This is a genomic window from Luminiphilus sp. nBUS_16 (assembly GCF_051201645.1).
GTDB lineage: Bacteria > Pseudomonadota > Gammaproteobacteria > Pseudomonadales > Halieaceae > Luminiphilus.
On record NZ_CP179205.1, the window covers coordinates 1,402,780 to 1,418,449 of the forward strand.

The window sequence follows — 15,670 nt, forward strand, 5'->3', positions numbered from 1 at the left end:
TCACCGGCCCAAGATTGAGCGGGCAACCAGCTCTCGCATAATTTCAGACGTGCCCCCATAAATCGGCTGAATACGGGCGTCCACGTAAAAGCGTGAGATGGGGTATTCCGTGGTGTAACCGTAACCACCGAAGCACTGCAAACACTGGTCAGCAACTCGGCACTGCATTTCGCAACTGGCGAGTTTTAGCATGGCAGCTTCTTCGCTACTGAGATCATCGTTGGCATATTTTTCCGTGCACTTTTCATAAAAAGCCCGGTTAATGGCGATATCGGTTTTAACATCAGCAAGCTTAAATCGAGTGTTTTGAAAGCTGCCCACTTTTTGTCCGAAAGCTTCACGTTCTTTAACGTATTCAACGGTGACGTCCAGAGCACCCTCAGAGGCAGCCACAGCTTGGGCAGCAATGCCCAATCGTTCTCTGGGCAGTTCATCCATGAGAATTGCGAATCCTTTATTCGCTTCGCCCAGTAGGGCATTGGCAGGTAAGCGCACATCGGTAAAAAATAGCAGTGCCGTATCGGACGTGTGCTGACCGATTTTTTCGATTTTTTTCGATTTCTCAAAACCCGGCGCGTGGGCGTCAACTAGGAACAAGGACGTACCTTTGGCGCCTCTACCCGGATCTGTAATCGCGGCAACGATGACTAGGTCAGCATGGATTCCGTTGGTGATAAATATTTTCGACCCATTTAACACCCATTCATCACCGTCGCGGACTGCGTTGGTACGAATGCTTTGTACGTCTGACCCCGCTCCCGGTTCGGTCATGGCGAGGGCACCTACACACTCGCCGGCAACCATTTTTGGCAGCCAATGCGCCTTCTGTTCCGGTGTGCCATGCCGGCTTAAATACGGAGCGATGATATTAGAGTGAATCCCGTAAGCCGAGGCAAAGCCACCAAAACACATGTAGGACAGCTCTTCTATCATGGCGAGGGTGACGTGAGGTGTGGTGCCTGCGCCGCCGTACTCCTCAGCGACATCTGGGCAAAGCAGCCCTGCCGCTCCCAAGGTGTTCCAAAGTTCACGAGGCACCATATGATCCTCTTCCCACTGTTCGTAATGTGGTGAGATCTCTTTTTCAAAGGCGCGCCTTGCCATATCGCGGAACAGCTGCATCTCGTCAAGATTTACGGCTTGATTCATAATTACGTTGCCTTCTAATCGTGGGCTGGGAATTATGCCCAAAACTGGCAGCCGCTGAAAGGAGGTGTCATTTTGGGCTGGTAAGACCATAATTACAGGGGCGTAGTATTTTTTTTACGGCACTGAGGCATGAATCTGGCCACAGTTCATGCGCCTAAAGCTGTGTGGAGATTCTGTTATGCAAAAAGTGAGTGTCAAATTACTGCATCGCGCAGCTGGCTTTTCGTTGATCGAACTGATGGTGGCGATAGCTATCATCGGCGTATTGGCGGTGGTAGCGCTTCCCGCCTATCAGAGCTATGTGAAGCGCTCAGAATTTGCGCAAGTTATTGAGGATTGGGATGCACTCAAAGTCGCTCTCGAGCTCTGCTGGGAAATAGAGGGCGATTTACGAAAGTGTGACAAGTCCAATGGCGCACTTGCCAGTGCTATTAAGGGGCTCCCTGATGTTGACGTTCGTATCTACACCAGCAATACCCCATACACAACGCAGGTTAGGCTTTACAGCACGACGGTGAATCTTGCCGATGGTTCAGATGCGGGTATCCAATATGGGGCCGCAGCACTGAAAGGTGGCAGGTTGGCTTGGACTATTACCGAAAATTCTTCTAGCTGCCTGTCTGAAGGTATTTGCAGCTTGTGATCTTGAGTGCGAGTAAGAATTCCGCAACGGTGTTTGAGACCAGCGCACACGACGCTATTGCCTGTTGCGCTAACGAGCTCCCTAAAAGCGCTGAACTGACTTGTCGATCCTCAGCGTTAACTATTTATGAATATTAACGTGCGCGCCAACCGGGCGCCTGTCGATTTTGAAACGCATTATTCGGCGATTCAGGAGGAGGGCTATACGGTATTTACTGGTGTGCTTTCCGACGCTGAAATTACAGCCTATCGGGCAGCACTTCAGCCTTGGCTAGATCGAGACCTCCGTGGGCGTAACGTCTTTGAGGGCACCCATAGTCATCGGGTTTACGCCATGCTTGCGAAAGACCCAATATTTGCTGAGTTGGTGGCACATCCCATCGCATTAACTCTTGCGGAACACTTTCTTGGGGAGAGCTGTCTGTTATCGGCTTGTTTGGCGATTGATCTAATGCCGGGAGAAACTGCTCAACCTTGGCACACAGATGACGGGCATACTTCTCTCAAGCCACCCCATGACGTTGTAGGAATTTCGGCATTTTGGGCTCTGTCAGACACCACAGTTGAAAATGGCGCGACCGAGGTGCTTCCCCGGTCCCATCGTTGGGTAGAGAGTGATCTGCCTGGCGCCTTAAGTGATATCGACTTTGACAATTCAGACCGCCTTGAAGCAGCGGTAGATTATGGATTTCATCCTGACGCGAAAACGGTCACACTGACCGCGGGCTCATTAATGGTGGCCCGGGGCGACCTATGGCATCGTGGCGGCGCGAATCGCTCAGATCAGTCAAGGCTGGTTATTACTCCGCAGTATTGTGCGGGCTGGTTACGCCCTCTGGAGACCATGCTGCTAACGATGGCACCTGAGCAAGTTGTTGCTTTACCCGAGCGTGTGCAGGCTTTACTGGGCTACTCGATACATTCGCCTTTTATGGGCTACGTCGATGGCATGCACCCAAAGCGAATTTTAGGTGCGTAATGCGCTGGGTTTCGCTATGTTCTCGTTCCGCGAGTTTATGTTTTACGACTAAATTAATAACCGAGGTGATCTCATGAGAGAGTACAAACAGTTTTACATTAACGGTGAATGGGTAGCACCTTCTGCGCCCAATGACTTTGAGGTGTTTGATCCCGCCACCGAGGAGGTCTGCGCGACCATTTCTTTGGGTAATGAAAGCGATGTTGATAAAGCCGTTGCAGCGGCTAAGGCGGCCTTTGAGACCTTTAGTCAAACCTCGATTGAAGAGCGTGTGGCCCTGTTAGAGCGAATTTGTGAGATCTACCAGCGTCGGTTGGGGGATATCGCTGAGGCGATACGTTTGGAGATGGGTGCTCCTATTAAGCTCGCTTCCACCGCTCAGGCTTTTGCGGGGCTGGGTCACATTGCTGAAGCAGCAAAGGTTCTGAAAACCTACGCATTCACCGAAGACCTGGGTGAGCACCGTGTTGTAAAGGAGCCGATTGGTGTTTGCGGCTTGATTACCCCTTGGAATTGGCCCCTTAATCAGGTGAGCTGTAAGGTGGCTCCAGCGATTGCCGTGGGCTGTACTATGGTATTGAAGCCCAGTGAAATTGCACCACTGTCCTCTTACATTTACGCTGAAATTCTTCACGAAGCGGGTGTGCCAGCAGGGGTTTTCAACTTGGTTAATGGCGATGGGCCAACAGTCGGTACGGCACTATCTGTACACCCTGACGTTGACATGATGTCTTTCACGGGCTCTACCCGGGCTGGATCGCTGGTTGCTCAAAATGCTGCGCCAACGGTCAAGCGAGTGACTCAGGAGTTGGGAGGAAAATCCCCCAACATTATCCTTGAGGATGCCGATCTTGAAGCGGCGGTGACTCGAGGAGTGCTGCATATGTACAACAACACTGGTCAGTCCTGTAACGCGCCATCGCGCATGCTAGTGCCACGAGACAAGCTGGGTGCCGCTGAGGCGATTGCCGCGAAGGTGACTGAAACCATGGTGTCAATTGGTGATACAGCCGATGAGAACACGACCATGGGGCCCGTTGTTTCAAAGGTGCAGTGGGATAAAATTCAGGGGCTTATTAACAAGGGCATTGAAGAGGGCGCCAAGGTGGTTTGCGGTGGTGCCGGTTTGCCTGAAGGGATTGATAAGGGTTATTACGTTCGACCTACGGTTTTCTCTGAGGTTAATAACGACATGGCCGTTGCCCGGGAGGAAATTTTTGGTCCTGTGTTAACGATGATTCCCTACGACTCCGAGGAAGAGGCTATAAAGATTGCCAACGACACTCCGTACGGTCTTGCCGGCTATGTGCAGGGTGAGGACATTGATCATGCTCGTCGGGTGGCGGCAAAAATTCGTGCGGGCAACATTCACTTGAATGGCGCCTCAGGAGGCATGGACGTGCCATTTGGCGGCTTTAAGCAGTCGGGTAACGGACGCGAGTGGGGATCTCACGGGTTCACGGATTACCTCGAAATTAAAGCCATTGAAGGCTACGGCGCGGCTTAGCGTCATAGGCGTAAATCAAAGTAGGGCGCTCTAGGGCGCCCTTTTTTTGTCGCTGGGTGAGCCGCTGATTCGGCGGTCGTGCAGAGAAGGTCGTAGGAGAGAAAGACGGTGACACAGGTTATTCTGGCAGTGGATCAAGGAACAACCGGCACAACCATTGCAGTCATGGCTGCTGACGGTAGGCTGTTGGGTAGTGTTAACCATGAGTTCCCCCAAATTTATTCCAAGCCGGGCTGGGTCGAGCATGAACCTGAGGCCATATGGTCCTCCGTATTAAAGGGTATACGCGCTGTTGTGCGCAAGGGCCTTGCAAAGCCCGCCTCAATAGTAGCGATAGGCATTACAAACCAGCGTGAAACAGCCTTATTGTGGGATCGCGACTCCGGGAAGCCTTTGAACAATGCCGTGGTTTGGCAGTGTCGTCGTACCACTGAGTTTTGCGAAGCATTGAAAAAAGAGGGTCACGAGCCTGCGATTCGCAGCAAGACCGGTCTTGTGCTGGATCCTTATTTCTCGGCCAGTAAATTTCGTTGGCTTTTAGATAATACGCCGGGTATTGGTCGGCGTTTAAATCAGGGGAAGGTGGCAGCAGGAACCATAGATTCGTTTCTGCTGTGGCGGCTCACAGGTGGAGCCATTCACGCTACCGATGTGTCGAACGCATCGCGCACATCGTTACTAAACCTTGAGACTCAGGCTTGGGATGAAGATTTACTGAAATTATTTGGTGTGCCGAGACACATGCTGCCAGAGGTCGCCCCCTCCAGTGCGATCTTGGGCCATACCAAGGGTCTGCGTGACCTTCCCGATGGCATTCCCATCGCCGGAATGGCGGGTGACCAACAAGCGGCATTGTTTGGTCAGGCTTGTTTTAAGGCGGGCGATGCAAAATGCACCTTCGGCACCGGTTCGTTCATTCTTATGAATACAGGGGCTGATCGTCTTAAATCTGAAGGAGGGCTGCTCACTACCATTGGCTGGCAGTTAGGTCGTGGAGGTCCGGTTAGTTTCGCCCTTGAAGGTGGTGCCTTTGTGTGTGGTGCTGCGGTGCAGTGGTTACGCGACGAGTTGAGCATTATCAAAACCGCTCCAGAAATAGAGGCGCTTGCCGAAACAGTGGAGAGCAGCGGTGGGGTGGAGTTTGTGCCTGCCCTTGCCGGTTTAGGCGCGCCCCATTGGGATCCTGAGGCTCGTGGCACAATCTGTGGCCTCACTCGCGGTAGTGGTCGGGGGCATATTGCCAGAGCGACGTTGGACGCCATGGCGCTTCAAAATGCCGACATCTTGAATCTTATGGAGTCGGAAGCGGGTAAGCGGATGAAAGCGCTTCGTGTCGATGGCGGCGCTGCGGCGAATAATCTGCTGATGCAGCTGCAAGCCAATTATTTGGGCCGTAAGATTATTCGACCCCAGGTCATTGAAACGACGGCAGCAGGTGCCTGCTTTCTCGCAGGATTGGGTGTCGGTCTATGGAGTTCTACGACAGATATTGCAAAAGTATGGGGTGTGGACCGTGAATTTAAGGTCGCACTGTCGCCCAAGAAACGAGCGGAACGCTGGCAGTCTTGGCAAACCGCCGTAGCGCGCGCGCGCTTAGCGGGCTGATACCATGGCTGACGTGCTCAAGTTCACAGGTAAACCCAAAAAGCCGGATCAGACCCTATGCCGAAACGGCCATCACAAATGGCAGGTGGTCAAAACTGACCCTTTCGCAGTTCGTCGAGGGGAATTAATCACACGATTCCGCTGCCAGCGTTGTGGCAAGGAGAAAATAAAAGCGCAGTAAAAAGTAATCCCAAGTTGCGCTAATCGCCGCCTCCATTGAGCGCGGTCCAATCATCGACGCCTGAAAAGGCATAGGGTAGGAAAGCGTCGCGATCTACCGTCTGTATAACGCTGCAAGTCGCATAGATATCACCCTCAGAATAGTAAGCTTCACGCAGACGATGCAAAGGGATGTCTGCCACTGCATCATGACTTGCGCTCTGACGTATTTTCGCCGAGCTCCTGATGAGTTTGCTGTAATTTGCTAGCAGTTCAGCCTAAATTTTTAAGATCGATTAAATTTTTATTGCTGTGGGCTAGGCGATGGTTGCATGCTGAGGCAAGCATTTATAATTTGGGGGGTAAACATGTCTGTGAGAGCGCGAATTGTAAAGGGCTTGCTATGTGGTTTGCTGGGCTATGGTTTTCTGCAAAATTTAGTGATTGCAGAGGATGGAGGTCAGAGCCCATCTGAGTCTTTAGCAATATTGATACCTGGGTCGGGAGAGTACTCCCGTGGCATAGACAGTTTGCTTCCCGCAGCACAACCTTTTTTCGATCAAGGGTTGCGTCTTGCGTGGGCATTTTATTTCCCAGAATCGATTGCTTCCTATCAGGAGGCCTCACGACTCGACCCAACGCATCCTATGCCTTATTGGGGGCTTGCCCATGCCGCGGGCCCAAATCCCAATTCACGCTACGCACAGATGCCTGATGATCCAAATGGCATGGGTAAAGCTGCGATTAACAAAGCCATAGATCATATTGAGCGCGCGAGCGTTACCGAGTCCGCACTCATTTATGCACTCCAAATCTTTTACGACGAAGAGGCCATTCCCGACCCTGAGGCTAGGGATATTGCTTATCTCTCCGCGATGCGGGCACTCAATAAACAATTTCCAGCGGATCCTGACATAGCAGCACTCTACGCTGCTAGCTATATGTCGATTCGCCGATGGGACTACTGGGACAATGCCGGTGAGCCAAAGGGCGAGACTCTGGAGGTGGCAACAGCATTGGAAAAAATTATCGAGACCAATCCATCGCACCCCGGGGTGCTTCATTTACACATCCATCTTATTGAAGCATCACGACATCCTGAGCGCGCCTTGGTCTCTGCCAATGCGCTGGAGGCGACAGTGCCTATCGGCGGGCATGTCGTCCACATGCCTGCGCACATTTTTATCCGAGTGGGCGATTACGAAAGAGCCATAGAGAATAATCGTCGGTCTTTGGCGGTTGATCAAGAATTTGCGGCTATCTGGGGCGACCGCCCCTTGCCCAGTCAGGGGACCTACAACCTATCCCACCGAGTACATGCAGGGCATGCGCTAGACTTTATTCGCTTTGCTGCCACGATGCAGGGAAGCTACGCCACGGCTAACTCGTCGGCGTGGGAAATGGCTAATCGAATGACCCCTGCTGCGGCCACTATGGGCCGCGCACAAAAGCGTCGCGCTGCCCCTTGGTTAGTCATGAAAATCTTTGGGCGTTGGGATGAGCTGCTGGCATTAGATCCACCTGAACAAACAACGCCATACCTGTCAGGGATATGGTGCTATGTGCAGGGCAGCGCCTTTGTGGCCAAGGGTGAATTAGGGCTGGCGCAAGCGGAGCTCGAAACGCTAGAGGCCCTCGCGACGGTCCATAGTGCCTCGGGTAATCGTGCGGGAGCGACCGCAACTACGGAAATTTTGACTTTGGCAGCTCACGGTCTTCAAGGCGAGATACAGCTTGCTACGGGTGATCTGGCAGGAGCCATTGCCTCGTTTGAAGCAGGGGTAGCGGTAGAAGATACGAATAATTACACCGAACCCCCAGACTGGCCGCAATCGATGCGGCTGTATCTCGGTTCAGCACTGTTGCGAGCTGGACGTTTTGCAGAGGCCCAGAGCGTTTTTGAACGAGATTTACAATGGAACCAAAACAACGGTTGGTCGCTATTCGGTTTGACTCAAGCGCTGCGTGCCCAAAATCTAACGGTTGCGGCAGATGCTCGAGCCCTCCAATGGGAAAAAGCCTGGGAGAGTGCAGACATGGGCCTTACCGAGGCGGTTGTACTGGATTAAACTTCCAGCCCTACAACTTGGTCATTACGCCTTAGCCAAGCGCCATTGGGGCAGGTGCTGTGCTGCGCTCATGACCAATAGTCCGGCAAAGATGCCGAGATTTTTGACGAAGTTTTGCAATTCATGGCCTTGGTCAGTCTCCGGATAGATATTCCAGAAGTCGTGCATTCCTAGATTTATTAAGAGGGTCATGCCCGCGAACATTAGGGCTATCTCCTTAATTCGAAACCCTGCGATGAGGCACAATCCCCCGAGGATCTGCAGTGCTGTCGTAATGGGGAGCAATACATCAACCATTGGAATATTGTGCAGCGTCATATAATCGAGCATGGCTTGATAACTGGTGATCTTGGATATCCCCGGCATCAAAAAATAAAGCCCAAGAAGGAACCTGCCAAGCGTGACCGCTAATTTTTCCATCGAAATGTCCTTTTAGTGGCTGAAAGAATTATTGTGATGACTAGGGGGCATCGCGCCCACTCCTGAGTCTGTTGGGGTTTAATCAAATAACAGGGTGCACTATTAGCATCGGTTAAGAAAGCTTTTCTAGCAGAGAACACTGGGGGCTTTAGCAGCGCACAAAAGACGCAGCGCGCAAAAGACAACTTTCTACTTAGTGGACCCATGTGTTCGGTGTGGCAATACCCTCTGACGCTCTCCGCGATTTGTACAAAGCTGAGCGAGCGCCAGTTTTCGAGGCCTGATAAGGAGACACCGAACCCGCGTGACAGTATCCCATGAGGAACAGAACCACCCCCTTTAGGGGGTTGGCTAATACCCAACGAAAGAGTAGCTTTAGCCTGAAATTTCGATGCTACTGGGGCAAGCCATGACAGCCATGATTTATCCAACAACCAACCCTGCGGCTACTGAAGTCATGGTGGTATCACGTGGCGAAGGCCCCTACATCTATGACCAGGCGGGGAAACAATACCTCGAGGGGATGGCGGGTCTGTGGTGCACCTCGCTGGGCTACGGCAATCAGGAGATTATCGAAGCTGCCACCCGCCAAATGGAGCAGCTCAGCTTTAGTCACATGTTTAGTGGCAAAACGCATCCCTCCGCAATTGAGCTTGCCGACAAGCTTGCGGCGATGTCACCCATAGAGGATGCCCGGGTTTTTTTGGGTGCTTCGGGTTCCGATGCTAACGATACGTTAGTCAAGCTGATCCGATATCATGCGGTTGCCAGTGGCCAACCCGAGCGGGTCAAAATCATAGCGCGGGACAAGGGGTACCACGGCGTATCCCTCGCCTCTGCTGCGTTGACAGGTTTGCCTGCTAATCACACCCACTTTCAATTACCCTTCGACGCGCTCGGTGTTTTGAGGACGGGTGCGCCACATTACTACCGTTGTGCTGAGCCCGGTGAGACTGAAGCAGACTTTGTGGCAAGGCGCGCCAGAGAGCTCGAGACGCTGATTTTGGCTGAAGGCCCAGAAACGATTGCCGCCATGATTGCGGAGCCTGTGAATGGTGCAGGTGGTGTCATCATACCCCCCGAGGGCTATTTCGAAGCGATACAAGGAGTCCTCGATAAATACGGCATTATGCTTTGGGACGATGAAGTCATCTGTGGGTTCGGGCGTTTGGGTGCTGCTTTTGGTGCTGAAAAGCTGAACATGAAGCCGAAGATGATGGCTTGTGCCAAGGCCCTGACCTCGGCGTATGTGCCACTGTCAGCGGCTATTGTCGCAGGGGATATGGCTGATGCTATTGCGGGTCCTGCGTCAGATATGGGGGTTTTTGGCCATGGCTATACCTACAGTGGGCATCCACTTGGCTGTGCTGTTGCGAGCAAGGTTCTCGATATCTACGTGCGGGATAGGCTTTTTGAGCACGCCGCAACACTGGGTGTTTATATGGCGAGGCGGTTGTCTGAATTTGCTGATCATCCGCTAGTGGGTGAGGTGTCGGCCATGGGATTGCTGGGGGCATTGGAATTGGTCGCCAATAAAACCACTAAACAGCCCTTTGAAGGCATGAAGGTTGCGCAGTTTTGCGCCAAGGCCGCGGAAGATAATGGCCTAATCATTCGCCCATTAGGGGGCAATCGGATGGCATTGTGCCCGCCGCTGATTATTCAAGAAGTACACGTCGATGAAATCATGGATAAATTGGGGCGAGCGCTAGACAGCACCCTCGATTTTGTAACCGCAGAAGGTCTTACTGTTTAAGCGTTTTGCAGCAACGCCAGGCAAAACCTGGCGCTACTATCGAGCCAATGGTGGGTGACGGTCATGCCCGCAGCCGCGGCTAAATCTTGGATGCTCGCCATAGTAAATTTGTGGGAGTGTTCGGTTCTGATGATGGTGCCCTCGGAAAACTTGAGCGTCTGACCACCGATGGTTACAGTTTGCGTAGATTGCGCCACAAGTTCCATTTCAATGCGCCGCATTTCGCTGTTGTAGCGGGCTTGATGGCGCCACTCTTTGGGCTCAAAATTGGCCCCCGTTCGGGCATTAACGACGGCTAGCATGTTGCGGTTGAATGCTGCGGTGACTCCCGCGGCATCATCGTAGGCGCGCTGTAGTGTCGCACTGTCTTTGTGCAGATCAACACCCAATAAGATTCCCCCTTGAGTGCCGACGACTTGTGCCAATTGTCGAATGAAATCTTGTTGCGCGCTGGGATCAAAATTTCCCAATGTCGATCCGGGATAGAAAACAATTCGTCGTCCCTTGGGAATCTCTTCGAGAAAGGTCCAGCTCTGAGTGAAGTCTGCGGCGATGGCCGTCACCCCTAAATTGGGGTATTCCAGCGCGGTATTGGCAGCTGCTGCCCAAAGAAAGTCGCCTGCAATGTCGATGGGGATATAAGCACTGGGCGCCGTGCGCTGAAGCAGCGGGCGGACTTTACTGCAGTTGCCGCTGCCGGGTTCAATAATGATGTCACCGCTGCCCAAAGCTTGTGCTATGTCGTCTAAATGCCGATCAAAAATTTCTGCCTCAGACCGCGTCAGGTAATACTCGGGTAACGCAGTAATTTCCTCGAAGAGTTCGGATCCTCGAGAGTCATAAAAATACTTAGGTGACAGTCGTGGCAGTTCCTCACTCAATGAGGCTAAAACCTCAAGGGTTTCGTCCACGAGTGGGCGTTCTGTTTGGATAAACCTAAGGTTGGATGGCGAGTTTCCTGCACGATCGGAGGTCGAGATCATAAATTATTAGCCGTTTTGGCAAGTCGCAGGCCGGTAAATTGCCAGCGGTCTGCTGGATAAAAAAAGTTTCTGTAGTGGAGTCGTTGTTGCGGCTCTGGGGTCGCAAAAGAGCTGCCACGCAGTACCCACTGGCTGCTCATGAACTTCCCGTTATATTCGCCCACCGCGCCCTCGTCGGGCCGGAAACCGGGATAAGGCCCGTAGGCGGATTGTGTCCATTGCCAGACACTGCCGAACCATCCCGGGTGGCACTTAGCTGCCGCTAAAGCGGCGGGGCTGGTTTGCAGCGTTTGTGCAGACGCAGCGTGCTCCCATTCAAATTCTGTCGGTAGCCGGCAGCCTGCCCATCGAGCATAAGCCTCGGCCTCGTAGCCTGAAAGGTGACAAACCGGCGCGTTCAGATCTAGGGGTTGAACGCCCTGTAGACCAAAGATCTGGTTTTGATCAAGCCAATGCAAGGGGCGCTGCCACTGTTCTCGGTTTACCGTGTCCCAGCCGTCAGAGAGCCACCACTGAGGGTCGCTATACCCGTCAGCCGCAATAAATTGCTTATATTCACCATTGGTCACCAGACGATCGGCAATGGCAAAGGGTTCAAGAAAATGACGGTGTCGAGGCTGTTCATTGTCGAATGAAAACCCCTCGGCACCGGCCCCAACGTCAACCAACCCACCGTCAAATGCGAGCCACGCCGCCGGATTGACGTTAGGAGATGCGGTTACTGGCGCTGCACTGTATGCAGGATGGCTTGGGTTGAGCGAGAAACTGTAGAGGAGGTCAGTCAGTAACAGCTCTTGATGTTGCATTTCGTGTTGGATGCCCAAATCAAGGAGTTGTAGTTGGCCTGAGTTGAAGTGATCGGCGTTGAGGCCTCGCAAAATTTGTTGGTCAACCTGTTCTCGCCACGTGCATATATTGCTCAAAGCGGGCCGGCTCAAAATGCCTCGGTGAGCCCTAGCGTGGGGTCGTCCGATACCGTTGTAGTAAGAGTTGAACAACGTATTCCAACTGTTTGGAATGCTGGGTTCTAGACCTAGTGGTTTGAGTAGGAAGGTCGAAAAAAACCAAGTAGTGTGCGCCAAGTGCCATTTTGGGGGGCTCGCAAAGGGCGCGCCCTGCACCATGTGATCTTCGGCGGATAAGTTTGAGCACAAGGTAAGCGAATCACTGCGACAACGACTAAAGGCGTCAATGCGTGCGCTTTGCTCCTGTAGATCAGCTGTGATGGGCGCGCCTTGGAACACTAATGCGGGTCTCCGGTATTGCGCGCTTAGACTTCATTAATGCCTCCAGCGCGTCAGAAACTATAGTCTAAAACACAGCTGGGGCGCGGTCACCTAAGAGTAACTACGCCGAGCTAAAAAATCTCCGATGTAGGGACAGCGCCAGAAGGGTGGGGCCATCGGCGCACAGAGGATTTACTTTATTGGTCTAGCCCGCCCATAAGCATGTATTTAATTTCCAAATAGTCGTCGATGCCATATTTAGAGCCCTCGCGTCCGGACCCTGATTCCTTGATGCCACCGAAGGGCGCCATTTCGTTGGAAATGATGCCTTCGTTGATGCCCACTATGCCGTATTCGAGGGCCTCCGCAACGCGCCAAACTCGCCCAATGTCCCGAGTATAAAAGTAGCTCGCCAAGCCAAATTCAGTATCGTTGGCGAGTTCAATGGCTTCAGCTTCGGTTTCAAAAGTAACGATAGGTGCGACGGGGCCGAAGATCTCATTGCGAAAAACCGGCATGTCGGGGCGAATTCCAGTCAAAATCGTGGGTTGATAGAAGCATCCTCCTAAGTCACTGGGTGCACCCCCAAGGGCAACCTTAGCGCCGGCCGCCACAGACTCTTGCACTAACTTATGCACGTCAGTCACAGCTTTGGCGTTGACTAGAGGGCCGAGATCAACGCCATCATCAAGACCGTTGCCGAGCTTAAGTGCTTCTGTAGCTGCAATCAGCTTGGCGGTAAATTCCTCGGCGATATCAGCTTGAACCAATATGCGATTTGAACACACGCAGGTCTGACCACTGTTGCGATACTTGGAGATTAAGGCACCTTTTACGGCACTATCAATGTCAGCATCATCGAAGACTATGAAGGGCGCGTTCCCACCCAACTCCATGGAGGTTTTTTTCAGTGTGGGTACACACTGGGCTTCCAGCATTTTTCCAACAGGTGTCGATCCTGTGAAAGAAAGCTTGCGAACCGTAGGGTTGCTAGTCAGCTCTTCGCCAATGTCTGCAGAACTTCCGGCCAGCACATTCAGGACGCCAGGTGGAATTCCCGCCTGGTGAGCTAATTCGGCAAGTGCTAGGGCCGAAAGGGGGGTTTCACTAGCGGGTTTAATGACGATGGTGCAGCCTGCCGCTAACGCCGGGGCTGCTTTACGCGTAATCATTGCATTAGGGAAGTTCCATGGAGTGATCGAGGCACAAACACCCACGGGTTGTTTGATGCAGACAATCCTTTTGTCACTGCTAGGGGCGGGAATGACATCGCCGTCTACACGCTTTGCCTGCTCGGCATACCACTCAATATACGATGCGCCATAAGCAACCTCGCCCCGAGATTCGGCAACAGTTTTGCCTTGCTCCAAAGTCATGATTTGGGCGAGATCTTCCTGATTCTCCATAATCAGTTCGAACCACCGGCGCATAATTTGGGCGCGCTGCTTGGCGGGGAGCTGACGCCACGAGACCATGGCAATTTCAGCCGCCTCAATAGCGCGCCTTGTTTCAGCAGCTCCAGCCTTGGCAACATTGGTAAGCAACTCTCCCGTAGCTGGATTTGTCACTGGCAGTCGGGCGCCATTATCGGCCGCAACCCACTCACCATTGATATAGGCCTCGGTGCGTAACAGCATTGGGTTGGACAGTTTAATGGTCATGGTGGCACTCCTCGCCAGTGGCTTAAATGAATTGCGGCCAAGCTAAATGCGTTTTGGGGCTGCATGGCAGTAGCCTAACAGCTAAAGCATTGGGAAAAAGCTCCCCTTTAGCGGTGTTTTATTCGCGCGTTTTTAGGGTCGTTGGAGGGTATCGCCAACAGTCCTGATTTTGTAGGTAGTCGTAAAGTAACAGGCCCATGTTGAGTCCTGCGGCAACCCTTAGGGAGCTGATTCTTCAGTTGGAATCGAGTGTTTGAGTCCAGGCTTCGGAGTTATTTAGGAGCTCCTGACCGATCGTGTCCTCAGCTTATGTTTGCGCATTAGGCTGCGCATTTGGTCGTAACTCAAACTCAATAATTGGGCGGCGATTTTTTGGCTCTGGTTGGCTTCCTTCAAAGCACTGACCAGCCAGTCATATTCAATGTCATGCAGTTGCTGCCGCAAATCAGCTGGCCAAACGCGATCCTTAGGTCTGGCCACTTCCGCCACTTCTGACATTTCAGTGTTTGCAGGAGTGCTGTGCTCATCTTGTAGATTGTGTGTTGCTGACGGGTCATTTTGGTTGAAGGTATGAAAAGGGTTGATGACGACAGACTGAACAGGAGTTTCTTGATCCCCCCAGCGGTATACAGAACGCTCTACGACGTTTTTGAGCTCTCTTATATTCCCTGGCCAGCTATGTGTCATTAGGGTTTTTAAAGCCGTTTCGCTAAAGCCCTGAAAAAGTGGCCACCCGAGCTCAGCGACCATTTTTATGCCGAAGTGCTGAGCGAGCTCAGCGATATCGTCCTGTCGTTCGCGTAGCGGTGGCAGGCGTACAACATCGAAAGTCATTCGATCCAATAAGTCCCATCGAAACTCCCCCGCATCGGCCAGCCTCGGTAAGTCGGCATTGGTAGCCGCTATGATTCGCACATCTACCTGCAGCGTTTTGCTGCCTCCCACGCGCTCGAATTCACCATATTCGATGAGTCGCAATAACTTTTCTTGCAAACGAAGTGACATAGTCCCGAGTTCGTCGAGAAATAGGGTGCCCTTATCCGCCCGTTCAAAACGACCTATATGCTGCTTGGTGGCGCCGGTGAATGCCCCGGCCTCGTGTCCAAAGAGCTCGCTTTCGAGCAGCGTCTCTGCAATGGCGCCGCAATTAATTTTGACAAAGACGCCCGACCATCTCGGTGATAAAAAGTGTAAGCGTTCAGCGGCGAGCTCTTTACCTGTGCCCCTCTCACCGAGAATTAAAACGGGCCGGTCAATCGTTGCCAGGGATGATAGGTGGTCTAAAGCCGCCATCAGTGCGCTGGACTGGCCGATCATGTTTTGTTGAATTTTATCCATGGGTAAAATATACCGTATAACGGTGTAAAAAACCTTTATTAAAGGTAACTTTAACCTTAATTGCGGATTAAACCGCTTTCGCGGCGCTTTGAAATATTTAAATGATTGTTTTTAAACAATAAATTATTTTTGGCACATAGATCGCTAACTACAGGGTGAAGGCGCCGGAGTGGCCG

General features: G+C 52.3%; 13 protein-coding genes. 6 read left to right on the plus strand and 7 right to left on the minus strand.

Annotation, left to right across the window (positions count from 1 at the left end; translation table 11 throughout):
- Positions 1-1,149, minus strand: a complete 1,149-nt coding sequence (locus ACMAY6_RS06210) for an acyl-CoA dehydrogenase family protein (protein ID WP_435215377.1) — start codon at positions 1,147-1,149, stop codon at positions 1-3.
- 178 nt (positions 1,150-1,327) lie between these two features.
- On the opposite strand from ACMAY6_RS06210, the gene ACMAY6_RS06215 reads away from it, so the two are divergent.
- From ACMAY6_RS06215 to glpK, 4 genes are all read left to right on the plus strand, one after another.
- On the plus strand, positions 1,328-1,792 hold the full coding sequence (locus ACMAY6_RS06215; protein ID WP_435215379.1) for a pilin: 465 nt from the start codon (positions 1,328-1,330) through the stop codon (positions 1,790-1,792).
- 126 nt (positions 1,793-1,918) lie between these two features.
- A complete protein-coding gene (locus ACMAY6_RS06220) occupies positions 1,919-2,770 on the plus strand; it encodes a phytanoyl-CoA dioxygenase family protein (RefSeq protein WP_435215381.1) in 852 nt (283 codons plus the stop codon).
- 73 nt (positions 2,771-2,843) lie between these two features.
- A complete protein-coding gene (locus tag ACMAY6_RS06225) occupies positions 2,844-4,277 on the plus strand; it encodes an aldehyde dehydrogenase family protein (RefSeq protein ID WP_435215383.1) in 1,434 nt (477 codons plus the stop codon).
- Positions 4,278-4,385: 108 nt separating this feature from the next.
- A complete protein-coding gene (gene glpK, locus ACMAY6_RS06230) occupies positions 4,386-5,882 on the plus strand; it encodes a glycerol kinase GlpK (RefSeq protein WP_435215385.1) in 1,497 nt (498 codons plus the stop codon).
- Positions 5,883-6,082: 200 nt separating this feature from the next.
- Here glpK and ACMAY6_RS06235 read toward each other — a convergent pair whose 3' ends face one another.
- Positions 6,083-6,244 carry a hypothetical protein gene (locus tag ACMAY6_RS06235; protein ID WP_435215387.1) on the minus strand — a complete coding sequence of 54 codons (162 nt, stop codon included), beginning with the start codon at positions 6,242-6,244 and terminating at the stop codon, positions 6,083-6,085.
- Between the two features lie 165 nt (positions 6,245-6,409).
- Here ACMAY6_RS06235 and ACMAY6_RS06240 point away from each other — a divergent pair, with 165 nt between their 5' ends.
- Positions 6,410-8,110, plus strand: coding sequence for a tetratricopeptide repeat protein (locus ACMAY6_RS06240; protein WP_435215388.1), 1,701 nt, complete (start codon positions 6,410-6,412; stop codon positions 8,108-8,110).
- 24 nt (positions 8,111-8,134) lie between these two features.
- Here the strand turns inward: ACMAY6_RS06240 and ACMAY6_RS06245 are convergent, their stop codons facing one another.
- Positions 8,135-8,530 carry a DoxX family protein gene (locus ACMAY6_RS06245; RefSeq protein WP_435215390.1) on the minus strand — a complete coding sequence of 132 codons (396 nt, stop codon included), beginning with the start codon at positions 8,528-8,530 and terminating at the stop codon, positions 8,135-8,137.
- 409 nt (positions 8,531-8,939) lie between these two features.
- On the opposite strand from ACMAY6_RS06245, the gene ACMAY6_RS06250 reads away from it, so the two are divergent.
- The gene (locus ACMAY6_RS06250; RefSeq protein WP_435215392.1) at positions 8,940-10,286 is read left to right on the plus strand and encodes an aminotransferase; all 1,347 of its coding nucleotides are present in this window, start codon (positions 8,940-8,942) and stop codon (positions 10,284-10,286) included.
- On the opposite strand, the gene egtD is transcribed toward ACMAY6_RS06250, so the two are convergent.
- From egtD to pspF, 4 genes are all read right to left on the minus strand, one after another.
- Positions 10,283-11,197: an L-histidine N(alpha)-methyltransferase gene (egtD, locus tag ACMAY6_RS06255; RefSeq protein WP_435215394.1), complete on the minus strand. Its 915-nt coding sequence runs from the start codon at positions 11,195-11,197 to the stop codon at positions 10,283-10,285. The genes ACMAY6_RS06250 and egtD overlap by 4 nt on opposite strands.
- A 68-nt stretch (positions 11,198-11,265) precedes the next feature.
- Complete coding sequence (gene egtB, locus ACMAY6_RS06260; RefSeq protein ID WP_435215396.1) at positions 11,266-12,513, minus strand: ergothioneine biosynthesis protein EgtB; 1,248 nt, start codon at positions 12,511-12,513, stop codon at positions 11,266-11,268.
- Positions 12,514-12,692: 179 nt separating this feature from the next.
- Positions 12,693-14,156: an NAD-dependent succinate-semialdehyde dehydrogenase gene (locus ACMAY6_RS06265; protein ID WP_435215398.1), complete on the minus strand. Its 1,464-nt coding sequence runs from the start codon at positions 14,154-14,156 to the stop codon at positions 12,693-12,695.
- A gap of 276 nt (positions 14,157-14,432) precedes the next feature.
- Positions 14,433-15,494, minus strand: coding sequence for a phage shock protein operon transcriptional activator (gene pspF / locus ACMAY6_RS06270; RefSeq protein ID WP_435215400.1), 1,062 nt, complete (start codon positions 15,492-15,494; stop codon positions 14,433-14,435).
- Positions 15,495-15,670 lie beyond the last annotated feature (176 nt).